Below are 23293 nucleotides of genomic sequence, written 5' to 3'. Positions count from 1 at the left end.
TTACTCCCCTTTGCCGCCGGCGGCTTTGTCAGCTGCCTGAGCGGGGGCCGGGTTCTTAGCGCCAACGTTGGTGGCTTCGGTGGCTTTGACTTCTACCCCTGGCCGTACGTACTGCAACCCTTCGGTGATCAGGCGATCACCGGCCTTGAGGCCGTCTTCGATCAGCCATTGGTTGCCAACGGTGCGGCTGGCCTTGAGCTGACGCAGTTCGACCTTGTTATCGGCGCCCACGACCATGGCGGTCGGCGTACCCTTGAGGTCGCGGGTCACGCCTTGCTGCGGTGCCAGGATCGCCGCGCTGTTCACGCCAGCCTGCAGTTGCGCGTGGACAAACATGCCCGGCAGCAACGTGTGGTCGGGGTTGGGGAACACGGCGCGCAAGGTCACGGAGCCGGTGGTCTGGTCGACCGAGACTTCGGAGAATTCGAGCTTGCCTTCATGGGGGTACTGGCTGCCGTCTTCCAGGGTCAGCTTGACCATGGCGGCGTTGTCGCCGGCCTTCTGCAGGCGGCCGCTTTCCAGCTCGCGGCGCAGTTGCAGGAGCTCGACGGAGCTTTGCGTCACGTCGACATAGATCGGGTCGAGTTGCTGGATGGTCGCCAGGGCATCGGTCTGCCCGTTGCTGACCAGCGCGCCTTCGGTCACCGAGGAACGTCCGATGCGACCTGAAATCGGCGCATAGACCTTGGTGTACCGCACATTGATCTGCGCGGTCTGCAGGCTGGCTTCCGACTCCAGGCGATTGGCCATGGCAGTGTCGTATTCCTGGCGGCTCACGGCTTGTTCATCAACCAATTGCTTGTAGCGATCAGCGATCGACTTGGTGGAACGCAGGTTGGCCTCGGCGCTCTTGAGGTTCGCTTCGTAAACGGCGGGGTCGATCTGGTACAGCTGCTGGCCGGCCTTGACGTCGGCACCTTCCTTGAACAGGCGCTTGAGGATGATGCCATTGACCTGAGGGCGCACTTCGGCAACGCGGAACGCACTGGTGCGGCCCGGCAGTTCAGAGGTCAGGGTAAAAGGCTGGGTCTTGAGGGTTACGACGCCGACCTGAGGAGGGGGAGGCGCGGGTGCAGCCTCTTCCTTTTTGCATCCGCTGAGCAGCGATGCCAGGGCGATGGCAGTGACCAGAGCGGTAACAGCTGGCTTGAATTGCATGGAAATCCTCGGGTCCAGGCGCGTAACAGGCGCGCTCGAAAGTGAAAGGTGAAAAAAAGAGCCAGATAAGCAATTAGTAGGATGCTAAGAAATATACTTACGTACACGGTTGTTTGTAAACAGCCAAATTGCGTACCATCCGGATTTACAAAAGCCTGACAAAGGCCAATGCGGACCGGGGACGCGTGCAGGCAGACGTTGCCTATAGATTGTCCTGCTGATCCTTACGCATCCTGATTGAGGTGTTTACTGCCATGGTCCGTCGTACCAAAGAGGAAGCCTTGGAGACTCGCAGCCAGATACTCGAAGCGGCCGAAAAAGCCTTCTTCGAGCGAGGCGTTGCGCGTACCACGCTGGCCGATATCGCGACGCTCGCCGGTGTGACACGGGGCGCCATCTATTGGCATTTCAGCAACAAGGCGGATCTGCTCCAGGCCATGCTCGATACGCTGCATGAACCGCTCGATGAATTGGCCCGCGCGAGCGAAAACGAGGAAGAGCTTGATCCCCTGGGGTGCGTGCGCAAGTTGTTGGTACGGTTGTTCCAGCAGGTGGCCCTGGACCCGAAAACCCGGCGCATCAATGAGATTCTGTTCCATAAGTGCGAGTTCACCGATGAAATGTGCGATTTGCGCCAGCAGCGACGTGAAGTCAGCCTCGACTGCAACGTGCGTATCGCCTTGTCGTTGCGCAATGCAATGAAACGCGGCCAGTTGCCGGATGACCTCAATCCCGAAAGGGCGGCGGTTGCCATCCATGCCTATATCGACGGCATTCTTTACCAGTGGTTGCTGGCTCCAGACAGTTTCGCCCTGGCGAATGAAGCCGAACGCTGGGTGGACATCGGGCTGGATATGCTGCACCTGAGCCCTAGCCTTCGCAAATGAAACAAAATGCGTAATTGAATCGGTTTGTGTCAATACGGGCGCGTGAGAAAGGCTTTATAAACTGACGTCGGCCAAGGGTATATAAAATCGGTGGCGAATTTTGTAGGAAAATTGTTTCGCGGTTGTAAGCGCAGTGGCCCGGTGCGCTTACAAAGTGGAAATATGTGCCCCATCGGGTTGGCCTGACGGGGCAGTATCTTCAGCTAATTACGATTTCTACGGTAAAGCCGTAGGGTTCTCCCTCCGCCGCGTGCGTGATGCGAGTTGTGCAATTGACGGGCGTTGCGCCAATAGAGGTCACGTTATGGGTCCGTACCGGTGTCAGGGTGGGGGTGAAAACGCCAAAAGAAGTCTCCACGCGTAAGCCGAAATCGAAGCGGAATCCACATTGTTTGTCGCCAAACACAATGAAGTGTTGGAACATATCCTTGCTACGGCTGCGCAATGTCCTGACGTACGAGAAGTCGAATTTCAACGCCTGGATATCCCCGCGACGGATATTGATGAAATCATGATCAATGGCGTTCAAGTTGAGGTTATTTTCGCGAAATTGAAAAGCCTGGTCGGTGTGGTTGAATATCTTGACCAGCAATCGGATTTTATCCTGGCGAATCTTTTCTTGCTCCCAGGCTTGAATCTTCCGGTCGACCTCATCGTTCTTTTTATTCTTTTCTATCAAGGCGTTAAGTGCCTCGGCGTACTCTGTCGTGTCGAGTGACTTGAATTGCTCGTACAAGACTGACAAGGGCAAAAAGCGGAACTGTGAAAGGAGTCTCTCGATAAGGTCGTTATTGGCCGGTGGGGTGCTGTCCGTCGCGTCATTCATTCTCAAATTCCTTTTTTCAATGTTGCCTTTCAATGGCAGGAGGGGAACGCCGTATGCGCTCACTGTTCCTGATAATGAGCGGCTTTGCCTTGATTACAAAGTTCTTATGTTTGACCGAATATTGGAAATTAAAAAAGCCCTGGCTCTTTCGAGGCAGGGCTTTTATAGAGGTGGAGATTAAAGTACAGGGTAATCGATATAACCCACCGGGCCTTTCCCGTAGAAGGTTTCCGGATGCGGCTCGTTCAATGGCGCGTCGGCTTTCAAGCGTGCCGGCAGGTCCGGGTTGGCAATGAATGGCACGCCAAACGCCACGGCGTCCGCCTTGCCTGCTGCCAGCCAGGCGTTGGCGCTTTCCTTGGTGAAGCGCTCGTTGGCAATGTACGGGCCGCCGAAGGCTTGCTTGAGTTGTGGGCCGATGCTGTCGTCGCCTTCTTTCTCGCGGGAGCAGATAAAGGCGATGCCACGCTTGCCCAGCTCGCGGGCGACATAGCTGAAGGTTTCCAGACGGTTCTCGTCGCCCATGTCATGGGAGTCGGCGCGCGGCGCCAGGTGTACGCCCACGCGGCCGGCGCCCCAGACTTCGATGGCCGCATCGGTGACTTCCAGCAGCAGGCGAGCACGGTTTTCCAGGGAGCCGCCGTAGTGATCGGTGCGCTGGTTGGTGCTGCTTTGCAGGAACTGGTCGAGCAGGTAGCCGTTGGCACCATGGATTTCCACCCCGTCGAAACCGGCGGCCTTGGCGTTTTCGGCACCGACGCGGTAGGCATCGACGATGTCGGCGATTTCAGCGGTTTCCAGTGCTCGCGGCGTCGGGTAGTCAGCCAACGGGCGAACCAAGCTCACGTGGCCCTTGGGCTGGATGGCGCTCGGTGCCACTGGAAGTTCGCCGTCCAGGTAGGAAGGGTGGGAGATCCGGCCCACGTGCCAGAGCTGCAGGAAGATCTTGCCGCCGGCGCCGTGGATGGCTTTGGTCACGTTGGCCCAGCCGCGTACCTGGTCGTTGGACCAGATGCCAGGGGTGTCCGGATAACCCACGCCCATTGGCGTGACTGACGTGGCTTCGCTGAGGATCAGGCCGGCGGAAGCGCGTTGCACGTAGTATTCGGCCATCAAGGCGTTGGGTACGCGGCCTGCGTCGGCGCGGCAGCGGGTAAGCGGGGCCATGATGATGCGGTTCTTCAGTTCGATGTCGCCGAGTTTGATGGGGTCGAAAATTGTTGCCATGAAATACAACCTCGCAAAGTGAAGGATCAGAAGTCAGTGAGTGGCAGTTGCCAGGTCGGCATGGCCGCCCTGACGGAAAGTGATCAGGGTCACCAGCAGCGCCAGCACGGCCAGCGCGCCGGCGGCGAGGGGCACGGTGGTCAGGCCCAGGCCATGGTCGATGACAGTGCCGCCGACCCAGGCGCCCAAGGCATTGCCAATATTGAAGGCGCCGATATTCAAGGTGGACACCAGGTTGGGCGCGTCTTTGCCGAAGGTCACCACGTTGACCTGCAGGGCCGGCACGGCGGCGAAGCAGGCGGTGGCCCACAGGAACAGCGTTATCTCGGTCGGGATCAGCGCCACGCTGGTCCAGCTCAGGACGGTGGACACGACGGCCATGGTCAGGAATACGCCCATCAGCGTGTTCGCCAGGCTCTTGTCCGCCAGCTTGCCGCCAATGATGTTGCCCAGGGTCAGGCCGAGGCCGATCAGTACCAGGGTCCAGGTCACGCCACGGGGCGACACGCCGGTCACTTCGCCGAGCAGCGGGGCGACGTAGGTGAACAGGGTGAATACCGAGGCGGAGAACAGCGCGGTCATGCTCAACGACAGCCACAAGCCGGCGCCCTTGAGCGCCACCAGCTCTGAACGCATGTCGAGTTTTTCCTCGTCGCGCTTGGCCGGCAGGAAGCGGATCAGACCGATCAGGGCAATCACGCCGATGATCGTCACGGCCCAGAAGGTCGAGCGCCAGCCGGCTTGCTGGCCCAATGCAGTGCCCAGCGGTACGCCAAGCACATTGGCCAGGGTCAGGCCGGTGAACATCAGGGCCACGGCCGAGGCACGCTTGTTGGGCGCCACCAGGCCGGCGGCGACGACCGAGCCTATGCCAAAGAACGCACCGTGGCAGAGGGCGGTGACGACTCGGGCAAACATCAGCACGTTGTAGTCGCTGGCTACTGCGCAGAGCAGGTTGCCGACAATGAAAATCCCCATCAATGCCACCAACGCAGCCTTGCGCGGCAGTCGCGCGGTGGCCAGGGCCATGAACGGCGCACCGATGGCCACGCCCAGGGCGTAGCCGGTCACCAACCAGCCGGCGCCGGGAATCGATACGCCCAGGTCCGCCGCCACATCGGGCAACAGGCCCATGATGACGAATTCCGTCGTGCCGATGGCGAAGGCGCTAAGCGCCAGAATCAAGAGTGAAAGGGGCATTTCGAATCCTTGTCGGTTTAGAGCTCTTGGCTCATTTGCTTGAGGAACTGCTGGATCGCTTCCTCGTTGCGTTTGAAGAAGTGCCATTGGCCGACCTTCTGGCTGGTGATCAACCCGGCCCGTTGCAACACCGCCAGATGCGCCGAAACCGTGGACTGCGACAGGCCGCAGCGCTGGTCGATCTGGCCCGCGCAGATGCCGAATTCGTGGTTGTGCAACTGTTCGGGAAACTGGGCCTTGGGGTCCTTGAGCCAGTTGAGGATGTCTCGCCGTACTGGGTGTGCCAGGGCTTTTATTATTTCGTCGAGGTCGAGAGTCATTGGGGCAGCTCACATGAATAACGCTATATCGAGATGAGGCGAACCTTAAATCGTTGCTTCGCGATATACCAATATGTATTTGATCTGAAGATCTTACAAATCGCTATATCGGGTTATAACGATATAGGCGTCGGGGTGCTAAGCTGCGGGCCATGAACTATCTCGCGCACCTGCACCTCGGCGGCCCTGGCCGGGAACAACTGCTCGGCAGCCTTTATGGCGACTTCGTCAAAGGGCCGCTGCAGGGCCAATTCAACCCGCGGATCGAAGCGGCGATAGCCCTGCATCGACGCATCGACATGTACACCGATCGCCATCCGCTGGTGGATATCGCCTTGTCGCGTTTCTCCACGGTGCGGCGGCGTTATGCCGGGATCGTGCTGGATGTATTCTTCGACCATTGCCTGGCCCGGGATTGGACGCTGTACAGCGAAGGACCGCTGATGGACTTCACCTCCCGGGTCTATCAGGTCCTCGCTGCTGAACCGCAACTGCCGGGGCGGCTGGCGCAGATCGCACCTTATATGGCGGCGGACGACTGGCTGGGGTCGTATACGGAATTCGAGGTGCTGGGCCAGGTGCTGCGCGGCATTTCCCGGCGGCTATCGCGGCCGGAGGAACTGGCGGGGGCGATGTCAGAACTGGTCAGGCTCTATGAGCCGTTGAGCGAAGACTTTCGGTTGTTCTATCCGCAGTTGCAGGATTTTGCGCTGGGCCAAGTCACGCCACAAAACTAACTGTGGGAGCGAGCCTGCTCGCGAAAGCGGTGTGTCAGCTAATATATTTATCGACTGATGCGCCGTCTTCGCGAGCAGGCTCGCTCCCACAGGGGGAACTGCACAATATCCTGGATCAAGCCGCAATCGCCGCCGGCCGAACCGGCATTGTCTGCTTCTCGGGCATTTCGCCGAACAATGCTTTGTGTACCGCTTGTTGGGCCTGGAAAGCCAGGGCCGCGCGTTCCTGGCCGTGGCAAGCAATCGGCTCCAAGAGATGGATTTCCACATCGCCACGATCATTGGCGAACAATCGCATCAGGTGCGACAGCAGATCGTCATCGCCAATGAACGGCGCCAGCAAATCGGGTTCGCCCTTGCGCAGGTAACGGATCGCCACCGGTTGCAAGGCCACGTCGGCATCGATGGCCGCCGACAACAGGCGGCCGTGGAAAGTGCGCAGCGTGCGGCCGTCGGTGGTGGTGCCTTCGGGGAACATGAGCAGCGGATAGGCCTGCTCCAGGTGACGGCTCATCTGCTTGCGAATCAACTGACTGTCGCCCGAACCACGACGGATGAACAGGCTGCCGGCCTTGGCTGCCAGCCATCCGGCGACCGGCCAGGTACGCACTTCGGCCTTGGACAGGAACGACAGGGGCGTGAGCATGCCCAGCAGTGGGATATCGGTCCAGGACACGTGGTTGCTGACCCACAGCATCGGCTGTTTCGGCAGTTGCCCATGGACGGTGACGCGAAAGGGCAGGGCATTGGTCAGCCGCGCCATGAAGAAACGCGACCAGCGCTGGCGGCGCACCATCGAATGAGCGAGTCCCAGACGTTCCAGCATCCCGAACACACTGGCCATGGCCAGGCCCAGGGTGACGACCAGCAATACTCGTGCGACTCGCGCGTACACCCGCAACCGGCTCATCAGACCGCCGCCTTGAAGTGACGGGCATAACGCGGGCAGAGCTCGTCGCGCTTGAGCAGGATAAACACGTCGGCCACCTGGAAGTCTTCATCCCAGCAGGGCTCGCCGCAGATTTTCGCCCCCAGGCGCATGTAGGCCTTGAGCAGCGGGGGCATTTCGGCGATGACGTTGGACGGGACGTCCAAAGCCGGCAACGGCTTTTTCGGCACCGCTTGCAGGTGTTCGGTGCACAGGTAGCGCTCGCGCAGGCGCTGCATGATTGCCTGGGCCTGGATGCCGCCGTCCTGCATCGGGATGCTTGCGCAACCCATCAAGTAGCTGTAGCCGCCTTGATTGAGGACTTCGGCCAACTCGCCCCAGAGCACCGCGATGGTACCGCCGTTGCGGTAGGCCGGGTCCACGCAGGTACGGCCTATTTCCAGAATCGGGCCTTGGAGATGAATTAGGCCGTGGAGGGCGAATTCTTCTTCGCTGTAGAACCGGCCCAGGCTGCTGGCGGCCTGGTGGTCGAGCAGGCGAGTGGTGGCCACGAGGCGGCCAGTGTTCAGGTCGCGTACGCCAATGTGAGCGCAGTGAACATCATAGTCATCCATGTCCAGACCCATCTCCGCGCCCTTGAGCTTGGCGTTGAATTCGCCGCTGAAGACGTTGAAGCGCAGGGCCTGTGCTTCTTGCAAGGCCTGGGCGCCGATCAGGCGTTCGGCTTGCAGGCGGCGTTCATTGCCGGTGTCGCTGATGCGGGCGATCTGGGTCATAGCGAATCTCCGTGCGGGCTGTTCAGTTGCAGCCTGTCGACTTTCTTTATGCAGCCATGTTGTGCAAAGTCAGGCTATGTAGCCCCGGTGTCATCGCCATGAAGCTTTGGTGATGCTTATATGACAGCCCACAAGGAGGCCCAGATGCCTTGGCAAACCCTGATCGAACGCGGCGAGCGGCTGCCCGCCTGTGCGGATCTGGCCGAAGGTTATGCCGCGTTGCTGCATCGCTTGGGGTCGGTGACGCCGTTCGAGTTGGCCGTGGTCGGCGGTCGGTCGATGGCCACGCCCGGGTTGGCGTTTCTGGTGGGTTACCAAGCGGCGTTGCGGGCGCTTTGGCCGAGCGCGCCCCAAAGCCTCGGTGCGTTGTGCGCAACCGAGCAGCGCAGCTTGCGCCCGGCGGACATGCAGACCCGACTCGCCGACTTGCGGCTTAGCGGGCGCAAGGATTTCGTCACCGCGGGCGATGCCGCCGAGTGGTTGCTGGTCGCGGCCCGGAGCGAGGCTCCCGACGAGGCGCCGCGATTGAACCTGGCGGTGGTGCATGCGGGCGAACCGGGCGTGACGCTGGAAAAGTTGCCGACGTTGCCGTTCATGCCGGATATCAGCCATGGGCGGATGTTGCTGGACGGTGCGCTGTGCCAATTGCTCCCCGGCGACGGCTGGGACGTCTACGTCAAACCGTTTCGCACCTTGGAAGATGTCTACGTGCTCAGTGCGATGACGGCCTGGTTGTACGGCTTAGGGCAAGAATGCGGCTGGCCCCGGCCGTTGCAACTGCGTCTGTTGGCGTTGCTCGCCGGTTGCGCGCAGACGAGTCGCCACAACCCTTCGAGTGCTGTCGCGCATGTGTTGCTGGGTGGGCTGTTCGCCCAATTCAAAGGGCTCGATGCTGAGTTGGACGATGCCTTGGCCGATGGGCCGGCGGCGTGGCGTGAGATGTGGGGGCGTGACAAGGCGGTGATGGACATCGCGGCGGGCGCGCGGGCCAAGCGGTTGGACAAGGCGTTGGGGTCTTCGTCGATTTGAGGGGCCTCATCGCGAGCAAGCTCGCTCTTTCGGGGCTTTGCGTCGCGCATAAGGTTGCTGTGGGAGCGAGCTTGCTCGCGATGGCGTCCTTTCGAACACCAAAACTTAAACTGTCATCAAGTCTGAATAGGCTCTGCAAGTTCACCTCTGCGAGCCCCGCGCATGCCCAAAGGCTGGTTGTTGCTTTCGCTCCTGCTGCTGACCCTGACGGCCCGCGCCGAAGTCTGGCCTGGCGAACAATGGCCGACCGGCCAGGCCTCGAGTGGGCCGGCCATCGAAGCCTTGGCGCATTACGCTTTTGCACCCAGGGACGACGCCACCCGCCAAGGCATCCGCACCGACGCGCTGGTGGTTATCCAGGACGGTCGACTGGTCTACGAACGCTACGCCGGACCGACTGACGTACAGACCCCGCACCTGACCTGGTCCATCAGTAAAAGCCTGCTGGCGACGGTGTTCGGCGTCGCCTACGGTGAAAAACGCTTTGCCCTGGATGATCCAGCCGCCCAGTACTACCCGCCGCTCAAGCGACATCCGGACATGACCCTGGCCGATCTTTTTCATTGGGCGTCTGGCCTGGACTGGCAAGAAGACTATGAATACGCGCCACTCAATTCCTCGGTCGTGGCGATGCTCTATACCCGTGGACGCCACGCCATGGCCGCGTTCACCGCCAGGCACGACAGCTTCAGCCCACCCGGGCAGGTGTTCCGTTATTCCAGCGGCGACAGCAATCTGCTGGCGGCAGCCCTGAAAAATATCGTCGGCCCGGCGCGTTATGCCGATTACCCCTGGACAGCCTTGTTCGAGCCGCTGGGCATACGCCACGCGACCTGGGAAACCGACGCCAGCGGCATGTTTGTCGGTTCGTCCTATGCCTATCTCACCGGCCGGGACCTGGCGCGTGTCGGCCTGCTGATGCAACGCGATGGCCGTTGGGGCGACCGGCAATTGATTCCCAAGGATTGGATTGCCTTCAACCGCGAGCCTTTCGCTCGGTTTCAGGCGGGCCAGGACGAAGCCGTGCCTGGCGGACACTGGTGGCTCAATCGCGGCGCCGACCCGTCGACCCGCCCGTGGCCCGACGCGCCGCCGGATACGTTCGCCGCCCTGGGCCATTGGGGCCAGGCGCTGTATGTCATCCCCAGCGCCAGGCTGGTGATCGTGCGCTACGGCGATGACCGCGACGGCACCTATCGCCACAACGAACTGCTCAAGCGTGCCATGGCGGCCTTCGCCGGGACGGTGCAACCATGAAGCGCAGGATAGTGCTCATTCTTTTGTCGATGTTGCTTGTTGGCCTGTTCGGTTGGGGCTGGCAGGAGCGGGTGGCCTTGCGGGCGTTCCCCGACATCATCAGCGCCTATACCGCGAAGGAATACTGCTCGTGCCGCTATGTGATGCGGCAACCTGCCGACTATTGCCGCGGCTATGTGAAGCAGTCGGTGCCGATCAGCGATTTCCTCGAGACCGTCGAAGCAAAACGCATCACAGTCAGCGGCTTGGGGCGTAGCCACAGTGCGCGGTGGATGGGGGAGCGGGAAGGCTGTCGGTTAGAACCCTGAATGCTGTTTCAGCGATGCCTTTTGTGGCGAGGGGGCTTGCTCCCGCTCGAGTGCGCAGCGCTCGCAAATCCATCAGTCAATCGCGACTTGGGGCTGCTTCACAGCCCAGCGGGAGCAAGCTCCCTCGCCACTGGGTTATGTCGGAAGCAGCGATGTTGTGAAACAGACAGTTTGCAAGCGCCCTCGGCCCGGTTAAGGTTCGCCACAGGTTTATCTGCCCCCCGAGTCTGTATGTTCAAGCGGTTATTTTCTCGCGCTGTCACCACCTTGCTCCTGGCCTGCGCCACGCTGCCGGCCCAGGCCGACTGGTACCTGGATGGTGAGTCCTCGCGACTGTCCTTTATCAGCAGCAAAAACGGCAATGTCTCCGAAGTCCAGCGTTTCTTGGTGCTTCATGGGCAGGTCCAGCCCAAGGGCCAGGCACGGCTGGAGGTCGAACTCGAATCCATCAACAGCGGTATCCCCCTGCGGGACGAGCGCATGCGCGCCGAGTTGTTCGATATCAAGCAATTCGCCGAAGCCACCATCACCGCGCAGCTCGACCTGATGCCGATCCAGGACCTGGCCAACGGCGCGCAACTGGAACTGCGCCTGCCGGTGACCGTGGACCTGCATGGCAAGCAGCATGAGTACAACGTCCAACTGCTGGCGACTCGCCTGGATGAGCGGCGTTTTCAGGTCGTGACCCTGGAACCGGTGGTGCTCAACGCGGCGGATTTCGACCTGGCGCCGGGGTTGGAGAAGCTGCGCGACCTGGCCGGATTGTCGACCATCAGCCTGTCGGTGCCGGTGAGTGCGGTGCTGATTTTCACGGCGCGCTGACATGAGCGGCCCGGTCTTTCCCTGGCGTGAAGGCAATCGCTTCGAGCTGTTGATCGACGGCCCGCAATTTTTCCCGCGCATGCTGGTGGAAATCGCCCGCGCCCAGGAACAGGTCGAACTGGAGTTGTACCTGGTGGAAGCGGGCGCTTGCGCCGAGGCGATGGTCCAGGCCCTTGTCCAGGCGGCCGAGCGCGGGGTGCGCGTGCGCTGTCTGTTCGATGACTATGGCAGCCTGGCATTTACCTTGGGCCTGCGCAATCGCCTCATCCAGGCGGGCGTGGAGCTGCGGTTCTATAATCGCCTGAGTTGGCGGCGTTGGGTGCGCAATCTCTACCGCGATCACCGCAAGTTGCTGTTGGTCGACCAACGCTTGGCGGTGGTGGGCGGTACCGGGGTCACCGACGAATTCTGGAACCCTTCGGACGACCGAAGCGATTGGCATGAGGTGATGGTGGAAATCGTCGGCCCGTTGGTACTGGACTGGCAATTGCTGTTCGATCGCCAATGGCTTGCCAACCGCCATCGACGGGCTTGGAAACCGGCGTCCAATTTCGGCCTGCCCCGTCTGCCTCGCGTCCCGCCGGTGGGCGAAGGCATGGGCCGGGTCGCCTATGCCGACGCCCGCCAGCACCGCGACATCCTGCAGTCGCTATCCCGGGCATTGAACAGCGGCCAGAAACGCATCTGGATGGCCACGCCATACTTTTTGCCGACCTGGAACGTGCGCCGCTCCTTGCGCAAGGCCGCGGCGCGAGGCATCGACGTGCGGCTGCTGCTGACGGGCCCGCGCACGGATCATCCATCGGTGCGATACGCAGGCCATCGCTATTACCCACGCTTGCTCAAGGCAGGGGTGAAAATCTACGAATACCAGCCCTGCTTCCTGCACTTGAAAATGGTGCTGGTGGACGATTGGGTCAGCATTGGCTCATGCAATTTCGATCACTGGAACCTGCGCTTCAACCTCGAAGCCAACCTGGAAGCACTGGACTCTGGGCTGAGCAAGGCCGTGGCCGCCAGTTTTGAACGGGACTTCGAGCAGAGCCTGCAAGTGAGCCTCGACACCTGGCAGCGCCGGCCATTTTGGAAGCGCGTCAAGCAAAGGGTATGGGGGTTGGTGGATCGGGTGGTGGTGAATCTGCTGGATCGGCGGGGTTAGTTCAAACACCTTGGATACAACTGTGGGAGCGAGCCTGCTCGCGAAAGCGGCCTGACAGTCAATGATGCAATGACTGAAAGATCGCCTTCGCGAGCAGGCTCGCTCCCACAGGGTATTGCGGTGTTGCTGGATCAGAGCAACTCAAAACTCTGCTGCTTCACGTCCTGGGAATCCAGGCCGATCTGCACGTTGAACTTGCCTGGCTCTGCCGCGTACTTGAGCTGCGCGTTGAAGAACTTCAGGTCGTCTTCGGTGATGTCGAAGTGGATGACCTTCTTCTCGCCGGCCTTGAGCATGACCTTGCGGAAGTTTTTCAGCTCCTTCACCGGACGGATGATCGAGCCGGTAACGTCCTGGATGTACAGCTGCACCACGGTTTCGCCGTCACGATCGCCGGTGTTTTCCAGAGTGATGCTGGCGTCGAGCTTGCCGGTCTTGTTCAGCGTGGTGGACGACAGGGCCATGTCCGACAGGCTGAACGTCGTGTAGCTCAGCCCATAGCCGAACGGGTAGAGCGGGCCGGTGGTGTCGTCGAAGTACTGCGAGGTGTAGTTGCCTGGCTTGCCCGGCGTGAACGGCCGACCAATGCTCAGGTGGTTGTAGTAGGTCGGAATCTGCCCGACCGAGCGTGGGAACGTGATCGGCAGCTTGCCCGACGGGTTGTAGTCGCCGAACAGCACGTCCGCGATGGCGTTGCCGCCTTCGGTACCGCTGAACCAGGTTTCCAGGATCGCATCGGCCTGCTGTTTTTCTTCCAGCAACGACAGCGGGCGGCCATTCATCAACACCAGCACCAACGGCTTGCCGGTGGCCTTCAGGGCCTTGATCAGCTCGCGCTGGCTGGCGGGGATGTTCAGTTCGGTACGGCTCGACGATTCATGGGACATGCCACGGGACTCGCCCACGGCGGCGACGACTACGTCCGCTTCTTTCGCGGCTTTCACCGCTTCATCGATCAGCACTTGGGCCGGACGCGGATCGTCCACCACTTCCGGGGCATCGAAGTTGAGGAAGTTCAGGTAATCGAGCACCTTCTTGTCGCCCGTGATGTTGGCGCCACGGGCATAGATCAGCTTCGACTCACCGCCCAACGCGCGGGCCATGCCGTCATACACCGTGACCGACAACGCCGGTCGCCCGGCGGCGGCCCAACTGCCCATCATGTCGATCGGCGCCTTGGCCAGCGGGCCGACCAGGGCGATCTTCGCGGTTTTCTTCAGGGGCAGAGTCTGGTTGCGGTTTTCCAGCAGCACCAGGCTGCGGCGCGCCACGTCACGGGCATCGGCGCGGTGCATGCGGTTGTCGGCATAGACATCGGCCGGGTCGTCCTCGGCCTTGCCGATACGCAGGTACGGATCCTTGAACAAGCCCATGTCGTACTTGGCGGCCAGCACTTCACGCACCGCGTTGTCGAGGTCGCTCTGCTCGATCTCGCCCGCCTTGAGCAGCCCTGGCAGCTCCTTGCCATAGAGCGAGTCGTTCATGCTCATGTCGATGCCGGCCTTGATCGCTAGCCTGGCCGCTTCGCGACCGTCCCGAGCGACGCCATGCTTGATCAGCTCGAAAATCGCGCCGTGGTCACTGACGGCCAGGCCCTTGAAGCCCCATTCCTTGCGCAGCAGGTCGTGCATCAACCATGTGTTCGCGGTGGCCGGTACGCCGTTGATGGAATTCAGCGCGACCATTACCCCGCCCGCGCCGGCGTCGATGGCGGCGCGATAGGGCGGCAGGTAGTCCTGGTACATTTTCACCGGGCTCATGTCCACGGTGTTGTAGTCCCGGCCGCCTTCCACGGCGCCGTACAGGGCGAAGTGCTTGACGCTGGCCATGATGCTGTCGGCGGCGTTGGCGCCGGTGCCCTGGAACGCCTTGACCATCACCCCGGCAATGCGCGACACCAGATAAGTGTCTTCGCCGAAGCCTTCGGAGGTCCGGCCCCAGCGTGGATCGCGGGAGATATCGACCATGGGCGCGAAGGTGATGTCGATGCTGTCGGCCGCTGCTTCCTTGGCCGCGATGCGGCCGGAGCGGTAGATGGCGTCCATGTCCCAGCTCGAGGCCAGGGCCAGGGGAATCGGAAAAATGGTGCGATGGCCATGAATCACGTCATAGGCGAAGAACATCGGGATCTTCAGCCGGCTGCGCATGGCCGCGTCCTGCATCGGACGGTTCTCATCGCGGGTAATGGAGTTGAATGTGCCTCCGATGTTGCCGGCGGCGATTTCCTTGCGGATCATCTCCCGGGGCATCTCCGGGCCGATGCTGATCAGGCGCAGCTGGCCGATCTTTTCCTCGAGGGTCATTTGCTTCATCAGGCTGCTGATGAAAGCGTCCTTGTTCTCTATGGGGGCTGGCAGGTTGTCGGCTAATACGGATTGACTGGCCAGACTGACAAACAGGCCCAGCAAACACAGCTTCTTCATGAATAGTTTTCTCGCAAGCCTAAAGGGCGGTGATCAGGACACGCCGGTCAGCCTAAATGTGAGGAACGGCTATTGTTGTTCGGGTGTTATCCAGTTAAATGCAGCACACTTTCGAACCTGTGCCGATGAACTTAGTTTCGCACTGCGCATCTTTTAGCCCATAGACCCGATTCGATCCAGTGCGGCGGCGATTATGCCCCAGACGCCGGTAAGATAGGTGGCGGTGTTTTCTTAATGCAATGCAAGGGAGAGCTTCACCCGATGATTCGACGACTGAACCACCGCAGCGCGCTGCAAATGCTGGCCCTGATGCTGTTCACCACGCTGCTGGCCGGTTGCGGCATCAACAACATCCCGACCCTGGACGAGCAGGCAAAGGCGGCCTGGGGCCAGGTGCAGAACCAATACCAGCGCCGCGCCGACCTGATTCCCAACCTGGTGGAGACCGTCAAGGGTTATGCCCAGCATGAGCAGGAAACCTTGACGGCGGTGATCGAAGCCCGGGCCAAGGCCACGTCCATTCAGGTCGATGCCAGCACCCTGGACAACCCGGAAAAACTCAAGCAGTTCCAGCAGGCCCAGGACCAGTTGAGCGGCGCATTGAGCCGCCTGATGGTGGTATCCGAGCGCTACCCGGACCTGAAGGCCAACCAGAACTTCCTGGCCTTGCAATCGCAACTCGAAGGCACCGAGAACCGCATCGCCGTGGCGCGTCGTGATTTCATCCTGGCCGTGCAGAAATACAACACAGAGATTCGTACCTTCCCGGGTCGCCTGTGGCACAGCGTGATGTACAGCGATCTGCCAGTTCGCGAGACTTTCGAGGCCACCAGCCCGAATGCCGAAAAAGCGCCTGAAGTGAAGTTCTGATGGAGCAGCCTCAAGTTCTGAGCGGCAAGCTGCAAGCTCAGGTAACGCGTACGGCTTTCGGCTTGAGGCTTGCTGCTCGAAGCTTGAAGCTGTTCGTGCTGTTGCTCTGGGCTTTTGCAGCCACGGCCCAGGCAGAATTGAGCTTCCCGGCGCTGACCGGGCGGGTGGTGGACACCGCCCAGTTGCTCGACCCATCGGTGCGCACGCAACTCGATGCGCAACTCAAGGCCCATGAACAGGCCACCGGCGAGCAGGTGGTTGTCGTTACGCTGGCGAACCTTCAAGGCGCCAGCATCGAAGACTTCGGTTATCAATTGGGGCGCCATTGGGGCATCGGGCAAAAGGATAAAAACAACGGCGCGCTGCTGATCGTCGCCCGCGATGACCGTAAACTGCGCATCGAAGTGGGTTACGGGCTGGAAGATCGCCTGACCGACGCCCAGAGTTCGGTGATCATCAACCAGGTGATCACCCCGGCGTTCAAGACGGGCAACTTCAACAAGGGCATCAGTGACGGTGTGGCGGCGATGCTCGTGGTGTTGGGTGGCAACCCCCTCGATGAACCGGCTGCGGCATACAGCGCGGGCAGTGCGGACGAGGGCGATTTCGTCGAGCGCCACCCAGGCTTGTTCATCTTCCTCGCGATGCTTTTCATCCTGACGATTTTCGTTTGCCAAGTGCTCGGTATCCTGCCCAGCGGAGGGGGCTCCGGCGCAAGTTATAGAGGCGGAGGAGGCGGCTTCGGCGGCGGTGGTGGCGGTGGCTTCGGCGGTGGTGGCGGCAGTTTCGGCGGCGGCGGTTCGTCCGGCGGCTGGTGAGAATAACAATGAGCGGGCATTTTCAAACATGGCATTACTGACTGAACACGAACAGCGCAAAGTGGCCGAGGCGATCGCTCGGGTCGAGCGCGACACCGACGCCGAACTGGTCACGGTGCTCGCCGCCCGCGCCGATGACTACGCCTATATCCCCTTGCTCTGGGCCAGCCTGCTGGCGCTGGTGGTGCCGGGCATCCTGCATTACGTGACGGGATGGCTGAGCGTGCATAGCCTGTTGTGGGTGCAATGGGGTGGTTTCATCGTGCTGTGCCTGATGTTTCGCATTCCTGCCGTCACCACGCACCTCATTCCTCGCTCGGTACGCCACTGGCGGGCTTCCAACCTGGCGCGCCGGCAATTCCTCGAACAGAACCTGCATCACACCGTAGGCAGCACCGGCATGCTCATTTTCGTCTGCGAGGCCGAGCGGTATGTGGAAATCCTGGTGGACGAGGGTATTTCCAAGCGACTCGACAACAGCCATTGGGATGCCATCGTCGGTACGTTCACCCAGCAGGTTCGCCAAGGCCAGACGTTGCAAGGTTTTGTGGCGTGCATCGAGGCTTGCGGCGAATTGCTCAAGGAGCACGTGCCGGTGACCCATGCGCGTAATGAGCTGCCGAATCGGTTGGTGGTGTTGGGCTGATTGGCTGCCGGCCACCATGGCGAAGGCGCCTTTGTGGCGAGGGAGCTTGCTCCCGCTGGACCGCGAAGCGGTCCCCATCGATTCCAGGGTCAGGCAACGGGCTCGCACATCGACGACTGCTTCGCAGCCGAGCGGGCGCAAGCTCCCTCGCCACAAAAGCGCGCTGCCACCTAGATTGCGCTGCGCATTTCGCACCGTTGGGGAAATTCCCCGTGCCCCCGCATCCGATCCCCCCTAAAATACCCGTCATTCCCGATCCGCCCGCCCCGAGGCCGCTTTTCCATGTCCGTCACCGCAACTCCCACCCGTCCCGGGCCGGATCACCACGCTCAGTTCATCGAGCTTTTGCAAACCAGTCTCGAACAAAACGCGTTCATCAAGCTGGTGCTGGCCAAGTACGTCGGTGACGAAAGCGATCTGCAGCGGCTGATCATCAAGCAACTGACCGTCAAGGACCAGCCGTGCCTGTCCTTTGTCTATCGCTACAAGACCCGCGACATCACCAAGAATTTTTCGCTGGCCGAAGGCGTGGATGCCATCGCCACGCTGTTGCCGACTTCGTTCAAGAATGCTCACTTGTTGGCGATTACCGACGAGGCGCAGTTGGAATACAGCAAGAAAGGCAAGAGCTCGCTGTTCAAGAGCAAGCCGCAGCAACTGCGGGAAGTACCGTCCGCCGGGCACAACCGCGAGAAAAACCGCTTCCTCGACCTGAATCGGCCCTTTTTGGCCGACCTGGGGGTGACCAACCATAAGCACGAATTGATCCCGGCCATGTCGCGCAAGTGGAAGCAGATCAACAAGTTCATCGAAGTGTTCAGCCACGCGCTGACATCTTCGCCATTGGCCTTGGACAAGCCGGTGCGAGTCTCGGATTTCGGCTCGGGCAAGGGCTACCTGACCTTCGCCATCCATGATTACTTGCGCAACACCTTGCAGGCCGAAGGCGTGGTGACGGGTGTCGAGCTGCGCGAAGACATGGTCAAGCTGTGCAATGAAGCCGCGGCACGACTGGAGCATCCGGGCCTGAGTTTCCAGCACGGTGACGTGCGCACCGTGGCGCCGAGCGCGGTGGATGTGATGATCGCCTTGCACGCCTGCGACATCGCCACCGATTACGCTATCCACATGGGCATCCGCTCGGGCGCCTCGATCATCATGTGCTCACCGTGCTGCCACAAGCAGATCCGCCTGCAAATCCAGAGCCCGGCGCTGCTCAAGCCGATGTTGCAATATGGCCTGCACCTGGGCCAGCAGGCGGAAATGGTCACCGACAGTTTGCGGGCGTTGTTCCTCGAAGCCTGCGGCTATGAGACCAAGGTGTTCGAGTTCATTTCCCTGGACCACACCAACAAGAACAAGATGATCCTGGCGGTCAAACGCCCCGAACCGGTGGAGCCTACCGAACTGCTGGCCAGGATCGACGAACTCAAGGCGTTCTACCACATTACCGAGCACTGCCTCGAAACGCTGCTGCGGGCGGATGGTTACCTGGCCTGACAAACCAATCTGAACCCTGTGGGAGCGAGCCTGCTCGCGAAGAACGATAACGCGGAATATCTGACAAACCGCGCTGCCTGATTCGCGAGCCTGCTCGCTCCCACCCATCAAGTGGTGCAGTCTGTCAGTTAATGGCGGGCTGTCGTTACAGCGGTCTACCTTTAATGCGTCCACTCTCACGCATTCCAAAGGAGCCCATTCCATGGCCGCCAAGAAAATCCTCATGCTGGTCGGCGATTACGTCGAAGATTACGAAGTCATGGTGCCGTTTCAGGCCCTGCAGATGATCGGCCACACCGTCCATGCCGTGTGCCCGGATAAAACGACCGGGCAGACTGTCCGCACGGCGATTCATGACTTCGAGGGCGACCAGACCTACAGCGAAAAACCGGGACATCTGTTCGCCCTCAACCATGACTTCGCCAGCGTCGAGGCGGCCGACTACGATGCGTTGCTGGTGCCAGGCGGTCGCGCTCCGGAATACTTGCGGCTGAATGAAAAAGTCTTGCAACTGGTGCGCGATTTTGACTTGGCGGGCAAGCCGATCGCGGCGGTGTGCCACGGGGCGCAATTGCTGGCGGCGGCGGGCATCCTGGAGGGGCGCGAGTGCAGCGCCTATCCGGCCTGTGCCCCGGAAGTGCGCTTGGCCGGCGGGACGTTCATCGACATCCCGGTGACCGAAGGCCATGTCCAGGGCAACCTCGCCACGGCACCGGCCTGGCCGGCGCACCCGAGCTGGCTGGCGGGGTTTCTGACGTTGCTCGGTACGGCGATTACCCTATAGGCACCGAGCCAACGGGGCGGTCTAGACCTCCACCGGCACCGACAGCTTCGGATCGCCCAGTGGATGGCTCTTGGCATCGAAGAAACGCAGCTCTGTGTCCAAACCCTGGAACAGCTTGGCGTAATGCCGTTTCTGGTGCTGGATGAACGCCTGGCTGCGTGGGTAGATCGAGATGGCGACGGTCTTCGGCGCGGCTTGGCGCAAGGCATCGACAATGTGGCTGTCCTGCTCGCCCAGGGCATGGCCGAACAGGCACAGATTGTCGTGGTGATGCAGCAGTTGGTCGTAGCAGAACGACAGATAGTCGCTGCTGCGAATCGTTTTGAGTTTGTCCTGGCTCGGCCCTTCGCTGACCAACAACGGCACATCGTCGAGGGTCTTGATGGTGTTGTTGATGGCGAAGCTGCCCAGCAGCGTGCCTTCGGTGGAGGTGAGCTTGCGTGCCGTGCCGTCCTGGTTGCGCACCAGGTGCAGGCCACCGTGCAGGTACAAGAGACGGGGTTTGTCGAGGTGGGCCTGGCTCAGGTCAAAGCTGTGGTCGGCCCCCAGGAACAGATCGGTGAGGGTTTCGGGCGCTTGTTGGATCGCCCAATAGCTCAGCAGATCGTAGTTGGTGGTAAACACCGTACGGTAGCTACCCAGTTCCTGATTGAGGTTCTCCAGGGTCGACGGTTGTACCAACCGCCAAGGAATATGCACCGCATGTACGGTGTTGATCAGCGCTTCCTTGATCGCGTAATAACGATTGCGCGGCGCCGCGGAGCTGACGGCCAAGGCCTTGTTGACCCGACTGGTGGTTTTCAGCGCCCCCAGCACTTGTTCGAAACTGCGTGTCTGCAGCGCGTCGAAGACGCTCAGTTCCGACGCGCTCAAGGGTTTTTCCTCGACGGTGCGGGCGTTCTCGAACAACGAGTCATAGCCGAAATCATCCCACACGGCGCGGCTGGCGCCATTGCCCACCAACAAGCCGCTGAAGGCGGTGTCGGCGCGCAAGGTCTCCCAATCTTCGAGCCGGGCGTCGTATTCCTGGAAATCGGTCATCGCGAAAATCATCTCAAAACGTGGCTAAGGCAGGGCGTGACTTTATCACGACCCAGTCTTGAGCCAGATCGAGATGCGTTTTGAACAGTCGATTTCCTGTGTTTTTACCGACCCGGTCCATTTGGCGTGAACCTGGCGCACAGCGTCGCCGCCGTCGCCAATAACATGCATAAAACCGCGAGTGGCCACGCCTGTTGGCTTAGCAAGAGGCTGGCAATCGCGCCGATCATAGACGCCATCAGCTGGTGCAGGAAACCGCTCAACGCCATGGCGTAAGCACCGGCGATCGGCGAGCCTTCGTTTGCCAGCGACAGGCTGATCGGATAATTCAACGACTGGCCGAACACCGCGAAGCAGTATGGCAACCAGAACAAAAGCGCGACGCTGCTCAATGAAACGCTTCCTGCCAGCATGGTCGCGCTGCCACCCAGGACCAGGGCAATGCCCCAACCCATCAGCCGGCGCTGGCCCGTGCGCAGCACAAAGGCATTGACCGCGAGCGCGCCCAGCAAGTACGCGCCGCTGATCGGCCAGCCCAACAGCCCATACTCGATGGCAGACCAGTGAAAGCCCTGTTGCAGGATCAGCGGCGCGGCGGTGTTGAAGGCGATGATCACGCCATAACCCAACCCGCCCGCCAACGCAGGCAACAGAAAACCACGATGCTGGAGTATCCGTACGTAGATCCCCCAAGCCGACTGTCCATTGCTGTTTTCGGCAAGTACCGGGAACGCCGCCGTGGACACCGCGGCGGCCATGACCAGGCTGGCCGCGCCCAATCCGAGAAAAATCGCCTCCCATCCAAACGCAGCCTGGATCAGTGAGCCGAGGTACTGGCCGATGCCGAGGGCAACCACGAAGGCGATCGATATCCAGGACAAGGCCTTGGCCAGTTGGTCGCCGCTGAAGCTGTCACGGATCAGCACCCTCGCCATCACCGAAATACCGCTGGCGCCGACGCCCTGGACCAACCTGAACGCCAGGAACGTTTCTATCGTCGTACCCAACGGCAGCGCCAGGTTTGCGAGGCCGTACAGCGTCAATGCCGCCAACAGCACCGGTTTGCGTCCAAGACGCTGGCTCAGGCTGCCCCACATCAGCATCGGCAAGGCCATGCCGACCAGGTACACCGACAACCCCCACGACACTCGGGATGCATCGGCGCTCAGAGCCTGGGCGATATCCGGCAGGGCTGGCAGATAGATGCTCATGCCCAGCTGTGCCAGGAAGACCGTGGTGCAGGTGACGATCAGTGTTGTACGGTTTTTCATCAAGGGCTCGTTTCAAGGACGGATATCACGGCCGTGGGCCACCAAAAGACTGGTCAGCTGTTCGCAGAACAAACGAATCACGTCCGGCTCCATGTCGGCGCGCAGGGTGATGCGGATCGCGGCCTTGTCTTGCGGCACCACGGGGAAAAAGACCGCTGAAGTGAAATACCCCAGGTCGGCCAACTCCACCGCCAGGCGGGTAGCCAGGGCTGCCTCACCGCAGCGCACCAGGCGGATTGCCATGGGGCTTGCATACTGTTCGGTGCGGATGAGGCTGTCGAAAAAACGGATATTAGCCTGCAAACGTTCTTGCAAGGCGTGGAATTCTCGACTGCGATGCAAGCGGATCGAGGCCATGCCGGCGCCGATAGCCGCCGAATTGAGGCTCTGCGACCAGTTGGCGGGGCCGCCGTAACGCTGCACCAGCGTCTTGTGCCGCTCGCTGCCGAACATGGCCAGCCCGCCACTGGCCCCGAAGGACTTGGCCAGCGAGGCGACGATCAGGGTTCGCTCATCCAAGGCGTGGATCCGTGAGCGTACCCGACCGATGCCGCAGTGCCCCACGGTAGACACGGCATGGGAATCGTCCAAATAAAGGAACAGACCATAGCGCTGTCTGAGGTACAACAAACTGTCCAGGTCCGCCATGCCGCCCATGCTGTAGGCACCGTCCGTCACGTAGGCCACGTTGCCCTGGCGTTTGCAGACGTCCTCAAGAAAATCCATGTCGTTGTGTGGGCAGGTGAGGACCTGGGTTTCATCCGCACAAGCGGCCTTGATATGGTTCATCGAGTAGTGGGCGTGCTTGTCGAACACCATCACCGGCGGGCGGTTTTTCGTCAGCGCGCCGCTGGCCAGCAGCGGCAGGATTCCCGCACTCGCCGCACTGCAGGACAGCGCACTGAGGCAGCTGGCGCCGAACAGCTCCGACAGCTGGGTTTCGTATTGGTCCAGGATTGCTAGCCGGCTGCGGTTTCTGGGGTTAGCGACACGCAGTGTTCCTGTTTCCCACAGCGTGGTCATGGCGCCATCCAGCAAGGCGGGGTGGTAATCCAGGCCCAGGTACGACGTGGTGCAAAAGTGATGCAAGGTGCGACCATATTGGTCGATGAGCACGTTGGGAGACTGGACCTCGACGTTCAGTCCAGCGATCTTTCCGTTTTCGGCGTTCTGCCAGTCCCGGTCCGCCAGGGAAATGATTTTGCGATAGTTACTGAAGTGCTGAGTGGGCTGCGCAATCTGGTTCATGGCGTGAATACATTCCTTGGTTAGCGTTGCTGTCCGTGGGGCTTGTGTGTCCAGACTTTACAGACCGATGGGCGGGGCTTTGAATCGGCTGATTCCG

23 protein-coding genes are annotated in these 23293 nt (G+C 60.9%); 12 read left to right on the top strand and 11 right to left on the bottom strand.

Annotation, left to right across the window (positions count from 1 at the left end; translation table 11 throughout):
* Positions 1-1158 (bottom strand): efflux RND transporter periplasmic adaptor subunit, encoded by a 1158-nt coding sequence (locus tag J3Q04_RS18775; RefSeq protein ID WP_420766761.1) that lies wholly within the window; start codon positions 1156-1158, stop codon positions 1-3.
* A 254-nt stretch (positions 1159-1412) separates the two neighbouring features.
* On the opposite strand from J3Q04_RS18775, the gene J3Q04_RS18770 reads away from it, so the two are divergent.
* The gene (locus J3Q04_RS18770; protein ID WP_420766760.1) at positions 1413-2045 is read left to right on the top strand and encodes a TetR family transcriptional regulator; all 633 of its coding nucleotides are present in this window, start codon (positions 1413-1415) and stop codon (positions 2043-2045) included.
* A 199-nt stretch (positions 2046-2244) separates the two neighbouring features.
* Here J3Q04_RS18770 and J3Q04_RS18765 read toward each other — a convergent pair whose 3' ends face one another.
* The 4 genes from J3Q04_RS18765 to J3Q04_RS18750 form a co-directional block, all read right to left on the bottom strand.
* A complete protein-coding gene (locus J3Q04_RS18765) occupies positions 2245-2871 on the bottom strand; it encodes a hypothetical protein (RefSeq protein ID WP_434610028.1) in 627 nt (208 codons plus the stop codon).
* A gap of 177 nt (positions 2872-3048) precedes the next feature.
* On the bottom strand, positions 3049-4098 hold the full coding sequence (locus J3Q04_RS18760; protein WP_434562730.1) for an alkene reductase: 1050 nt from the start codon (positions 4096-4098) through the stop codon (positions 3049-3051).
* Positions 4099-4131: 33 nt separating this feature from the next.
* Positions 4132-5298 carry an MFS transporter gene (locus J3Q04_RS18755; RefSeq protein WP_434610031.1) on the bottom strand — a complete coding sequence of 389 codons (1167 nt, stop codon included), beginning with the start codon at positions 5296-5298 and terminating at the stop codon, positions 4132-4134.
* Between the two features lie 17 nt (positions 5299-5315).
* Positions 5316-5618, bottom strand: coding sequence for an ArsR/SmtB family transcription factor (locus J3Q04_RS18750; protein ID WP_434610033.1), 303 nt, complete (start codon positions 5616-5618; stop codon positions 5316-5318).
* 152 nt (positions 5619-5770) lie between these two features.
* Between J3Q04_RS18750 and J3Q04_RS18745 the strand changes: the two genes are divergently transcribed.
* Positions 5771-6355: an ACP phosphodiesterase gene (locus J3Q04_RS18745; protein WP_434610035.1), complete on the top strand. Its 585-nt coding sequence runs from the start codon at positions 5771-5773 to the stop codon at positions 6353-6355.
* 115 nt (positions 6356-6470) lie between these two features.
* On the opposite strand, the gene J3Q04_RS18740 is transcribed toward J3Q04_RS18745, so the two are convergent.
* Positions 6471-7265, bottom strand: a complete 795-nt coding sequence (locus tag J3Q04_RS18740; RefSeq protein WP_434610037.1) for a lysophospholipid acyltransferase family protein — start codon at positions 7263-7265, stop codon at positions 6471-6473.
* A complete protein-coding gene (gene olsB, locus J3Q04_RS18735) occupies positions 7265-8020 on the bottom strand; it encodes an L-ornithine N(alpha)-acyltransferase (protein ID WP_434562738.1) in 756 nt (251 codons plus the stop codon). The genes J3Q04_RS18740 and olsB overlap by 1 nt, the downstream gene beginning before the upstream one ends.
* Before the next feature lie 144 nt (positions 8021-8164).
* Here olsB and J3Q04_RS18730 point away from each other — a divergent pair, with 144 nt between their 5' ends.
* The 5 genes from J3Q04_RS18730 (at position 8165) to J3Q04_RS18710 (ending at position 12595) form a co-directional block, all read left to right on the top strand.
* A complete protein-coding gene (locus J3Q04_RS18730; protein WP_434610039.1) occupies positions 8165-9049 on the top strand; it encodes an acyl-CoA dehydrogenase in 885 nt (294 codons plus the stop codon).
* Between the two features lie 162 nt (positions 9050-9211).
* Positions 9212-10306 (top strand): serine hydrolase domain-containing protein, encoded by a 1095-nt coding sequence (locus J3Q04_RS18725; protein WP_434610041.1) that lies wholly within the window; start codon positions 9212-9214, stop codon positions 10304-10306.
* Positions 10303-10614 (top strand): amidase, encoded by a 312-nt coding sequence (locus J3Q04_RS18720; RefSeq protein WP_434610043.1) that lies wholly within the window; start codon positions 10303-10305, stop codon positions 10612-10614. The genes J3Q04_RS18725 and J3Q04_RS18720 overlap by 4 nt, the downstream gene beginning before the upstream one ends.
* A 231-nt stretch (positions 10615-10845) precedes the next feature.
* Positions 10846-11436 carry a YceI family protein gene (locus J3Q04_RS18715; protein WP_420766750.1) on the top strand — a complete coding sequence of 197 codons (591 nt, stop codon included), beginning with the start codon at positions 10846-10848 and terminating at the stop codon, positions 11434-11436.
* Between the two features lies 1 nt (position 11437).
* Complete coding sequence (locus J3Q04_RS18710) at positions 11438-12595, top strand: phospholipase D-like domain-containing protein (RefSeq protein WP_434610045.1); 1158 nt, start codon at positions 11438-11440, stop codon at positions 12593-12595.
* A 131-nt stretch (positions 12596-12726) separates the two neighbouring features.
* On the opposite strand, the gene bglX is transcribed toward J3Q04_RS18710, so the two are convergent.
* On the bottom strand, positions 12727-15018 hold the full coding sequence (gene bglX / locus J3Q04_RS18705) for a beta-glucosidase BglX (RefSeq protein ID WP_420766748.1): 2292 nt from the start codon (positions 15016-15018) through the stop codon (positions 12727-12729).
* 261 nt (positions 15019-15279) lie between these two features.
* On the opposite strand from bglX, the gene J3Q04_RS18700 reads away from it, so the two are divergent.
* The 5 genes from J3Q04_RS18700 to J3Q04_RS18680 all read left to right on the top strand — a co-directional run bounded on the left by J3Q04_RS18700 (position 15280) and on the right by J3Q04_RS18680 (position 19636).
* Complete coding sequence (locus J3Q04_RS18700; RefSeq protein WP_420766747.1) at positions 15280-15888, top strand: LemA family protein; 609 nt, start codon at positions 15280-15282, stop codon at positions 15886-15888.
* Positions 15888-16706, top strand: a complete 819-nt coding sequence (locus J3Q04_RS18695) for a TPM domain-containing protein (RefSeq protein WP_434610048.1) — start codon at positions 15888-15890, stop codon at positions 16704-16706. Before J3Q04_RS18700 ends, J3Q04_RS18695 begins: the two co-directional genes overlap by 1 nt.
* A gap of 28 nt (positions 16707-16734) precedes the next feature.
* The gene (locus tag J3Q04_RS18690) at positions 16735-17352 is read left to right on the top strand and encodes a TPM domain-containing protein (protein WP_420766745.1); all 618 of its coding nucleotides are present in this window, start codon (positions 16735-16737) and stop codon (positions 17350-17352) included.
* Positions 17353-17634: 282 nt separating this feature from the next.
* Complete coding sequence (locus J3Q04_RS18685; protein ID WP_434610051.1) at positions 17635-18852, top strand: class I SAM-dependent methyltransferase; 1218 nt, start codon at positions 17635-17637, stop codon at positions 18850-18852.
* Between the two features lie 202 nt (positions 18853-19054).
* Positions 19055-19636, top strand: a complete 582-nt coding sequence (locus J3Q04_RS18680) for a DJ-1/PfpI family protein (RefSeq protein WP_420766743.1) — start codon at positions 19055-19057, stop codon at positions 19634-19636.
* A gap of 21 nt (positions 19637-19657) precedes the next feature.
* Here J3Q04_RS18680 and J3Q04_RS18675 read toward each other — a convergent pair whose 3' ends face one another.
* The 3 genes from J3Q04_RS18675 to J3Q04_RS18665 form a co-directional block, all read right to left on the bottom strand.
* Positions 19658-20677 carry a DUF4917 family protein gene (locus J3Q04_RS18675; protein ID WP_434610054.1) on the bottom strand — a complete coding sequence of 340 codons (1020 nt, stop codon included), beginning with the start codon at positions 20675-20677 and terminating at the stop codon, positions 19658-19660.
* A 104-nt stretch (positions 20678-20781) separates the two neighbouring features.
* Positions 20782-21948 carry an MFS transporter gene (locus J3Q04_RS18670; protein ID WP_434610057.1) on the bottom strand — a complete coding sequence of 389 codons (1167 nt, stop codon included), beginning with the start codon at positions 21946-21948 and terminating at the stop codon, positions 20782-20784.
* 12 nt (positions 21949-21960) lie between these two features.
* Positions 21961-23196 carry an aminotransferase class I/II-fold pyridoxal phosphate-dependent enzyme gene (locus tag J3Q04_RS18665; protein WP_434610060.1) on the bottom strand — a complete coding sequence of 412 codons (1236 nt, stop codon included), beginning with the start codon at positions 23194-23196 and terminating at the stop codon, positions 21961-21963.
* Positions 23197-23293 lie beyond the last annotated feature (97 nt).

The sequence above is a fragment of the Pseudomonas sp. D4-21 genome, from assembly GCF_051132125.1.
Lineage (GTDB): Bacteria > Pseudomonadota > Gammaproteobacteria > Pseudomonadales > Pseudomonadaceae > Aquipseudomonas.
The sequence above is the reverse complement of the archived record's forward strand: the minus strand, read 5'-3'. Positions and strand labels throughout refer to the sequence as shown.

What these genes read in the sequence shown, in the direction of transcription:
- J3Q04_RS18750 (WP_434610033.1), bottom strand. Translation starts at nt 5,618, where the DNA reads ATGACTCTCGACCTCGACGAAATAATAAAAGCCCTGGCACACCCAGTA.
- bglX (WP_420766748.1), bottom strand. Translation starts at nt 15,018, where the DNA reads ATGAAGAAGCTGTGTTTGCTGGGCCTGTTTGTCAGTCTGGCCAGTCAA.
- J3Q04_RS18675 (WP_434610054.1), bottom strand. Translation starts at nt 20,677, where the DNA reads ATGACCGATTTCCAGGAATACGACGCCCGGCTCGAAGATTGGGAGACC.
- J3Q04_RS18770 (WP_420766760.1), top strand. Translation starts at nt 1,413, where the DNA reads ATGGTCCGTCGTACCAAAGAGGAAGCCTTGGAGACTCGCAGCCAGATA.
- J3Q04_RS18760 (WP_434562730.1), bottom strand. Translation starts at nt 4,098, where the DNA reads ATGGCAACAATTTTCGACCCCATCAAACTCGGCGACATCGAACTGAAG.
- J3Q04_RS18775 (WP_420766761.1), bottom strand. Translation starts at nt 1,158, where the DNA reads ATGCAATTCAAGCCAGCTGTTACCGCTCTGGTCACTGCCATCGCCCTG.
- J3Q04_RS18725 (WP_434610041.1), top strand. Translation starts at nt 9,212, where the DNA reads ATGCCCAAAGGCTGGTTGTTGCTTTCGCTCCTGCTGCTGACCCTGACG.
- J3Q04_RS18720 (WP_434610043.1), top strand. Translation starts at nt 10,303, where the DNA reads ATGAAGCGCAGGATAGTGCTCATTCTTTTGTCGATGTTGCTTGTTGGC.
- J3Q04_RS18765 (WP_434610028.1), bottom strand. Translation starts at nt 2,871, where the DNA reads ATGAATGACGCGACGGACAGCACCCCACCGGCCAATAACGACCTTATC.
- J3Q04_RS18690 (WP_420766745.1), top strand. Translation starts at nt 16,735, where the DNA reads ATGGCATTACTGACTGAACACGAACAGCGCAAAGTGGCCGAGGCGATC.
- J3Q04_RS18740 (WP_434610037.1), bottom strand. Translation starts at nt 7,265, where the DNA reads ATGAGCCGGTTGCGGGTGTACGCGCGAGTCGCACGAGTATTGCTGGTC.
- J3Q04_RS18670 (WP_434610057.1), bottom strand. Translation starts at nt 21,948, where the DNA reads ATGAAAAACCGTACAACACTGATCGTCACCTGCACCACGGTCTTCCTG.
- J3Q04_RS18715 (WP_420766750.1), top strand. Translation starts at nt 10,846, where the DNA reads ATGTTCAAGCGGTTATTTTCTCGCGCTGTCACCACCTTGCTCCTGGCC.
- J3Q04_RS18755 (WP_434610031.1), bottom strand. Translation starts at nt 5,298, where the DNA reads ATGCCCCTTTCACTCTTGATTCTGGCGCTTAGCGCCTTCGCCATCGGC.
- J3Q04_RS18745 (WP_434610035.1), top strand. Translation starts at nt 5,771, where the DNA reads ATGAACTATCTCGCGCACCTGCACCTCGGCGGCCCTGGCCGGGAACAA.
- J3Q04_RS18710 (WP_434610045.1), top strand. Translation starts at nt 11,438, where the DNA reads ATGAGCGGCCCGGTCTTTCCCTGGCGTGAAGGCAATCGCTTCGAGCTG.
- J3Q04_RS18700 (WP_420766747.1), top strand. Translation starts at nt 15,280, where the DNA reads ATGATTCGACGACTGAACCACCGCAGCGCGCTGCAAATGCTGGCCCTG.
- J3Q04_RS18730 (WP_434610039.1), top strand. Translation starts at nt 8,165, where the DNA reads ATGCCTTGGCAAACCCTGATCGAACGCGGCGAGCGGCTGCCCGCCTGT.
- J3Q04_RS18685 (WP_434610051.1), top strand. Translation starts at nt 17,635, where the DNA reads ATGTCCGTCACCGCAACTCCCACCCGTCCCGGGCCGGATCACCACGCT.
- olsB (WP_434562738.1), bottom strand. Translation starts at nt 8,020, where the DNA reads ATGACCCAGATCGCCCGCATCAGCGACACCGGCAATGAACGCCGCCTG.
- J3Q04_RS18665 (WP_434610060.1), bottom strand. Translation starts at nt 23,196, where the DNA reads ATGAACCAGATTGCGCAGCCCACTCAGCACTTCAGTAACTATCGCAAA.
- J3Q04_RS18695 (WP_434610048.1), top strand. Translation starts at nt 15,888, where the DNA reads ATGGAGCAGCCTCAAGTTCTGAGCGGCAAGCTGCAAGCTCAGGTAACG.
- J3Q04_RS18680 (WP_420766743.1), top strand. Translation starts at nt 19,055, where the DNA reads ATGGCCGCCAAGAAAATCCTCATGCTGGTCGGCGATTACGTCGAAGAT.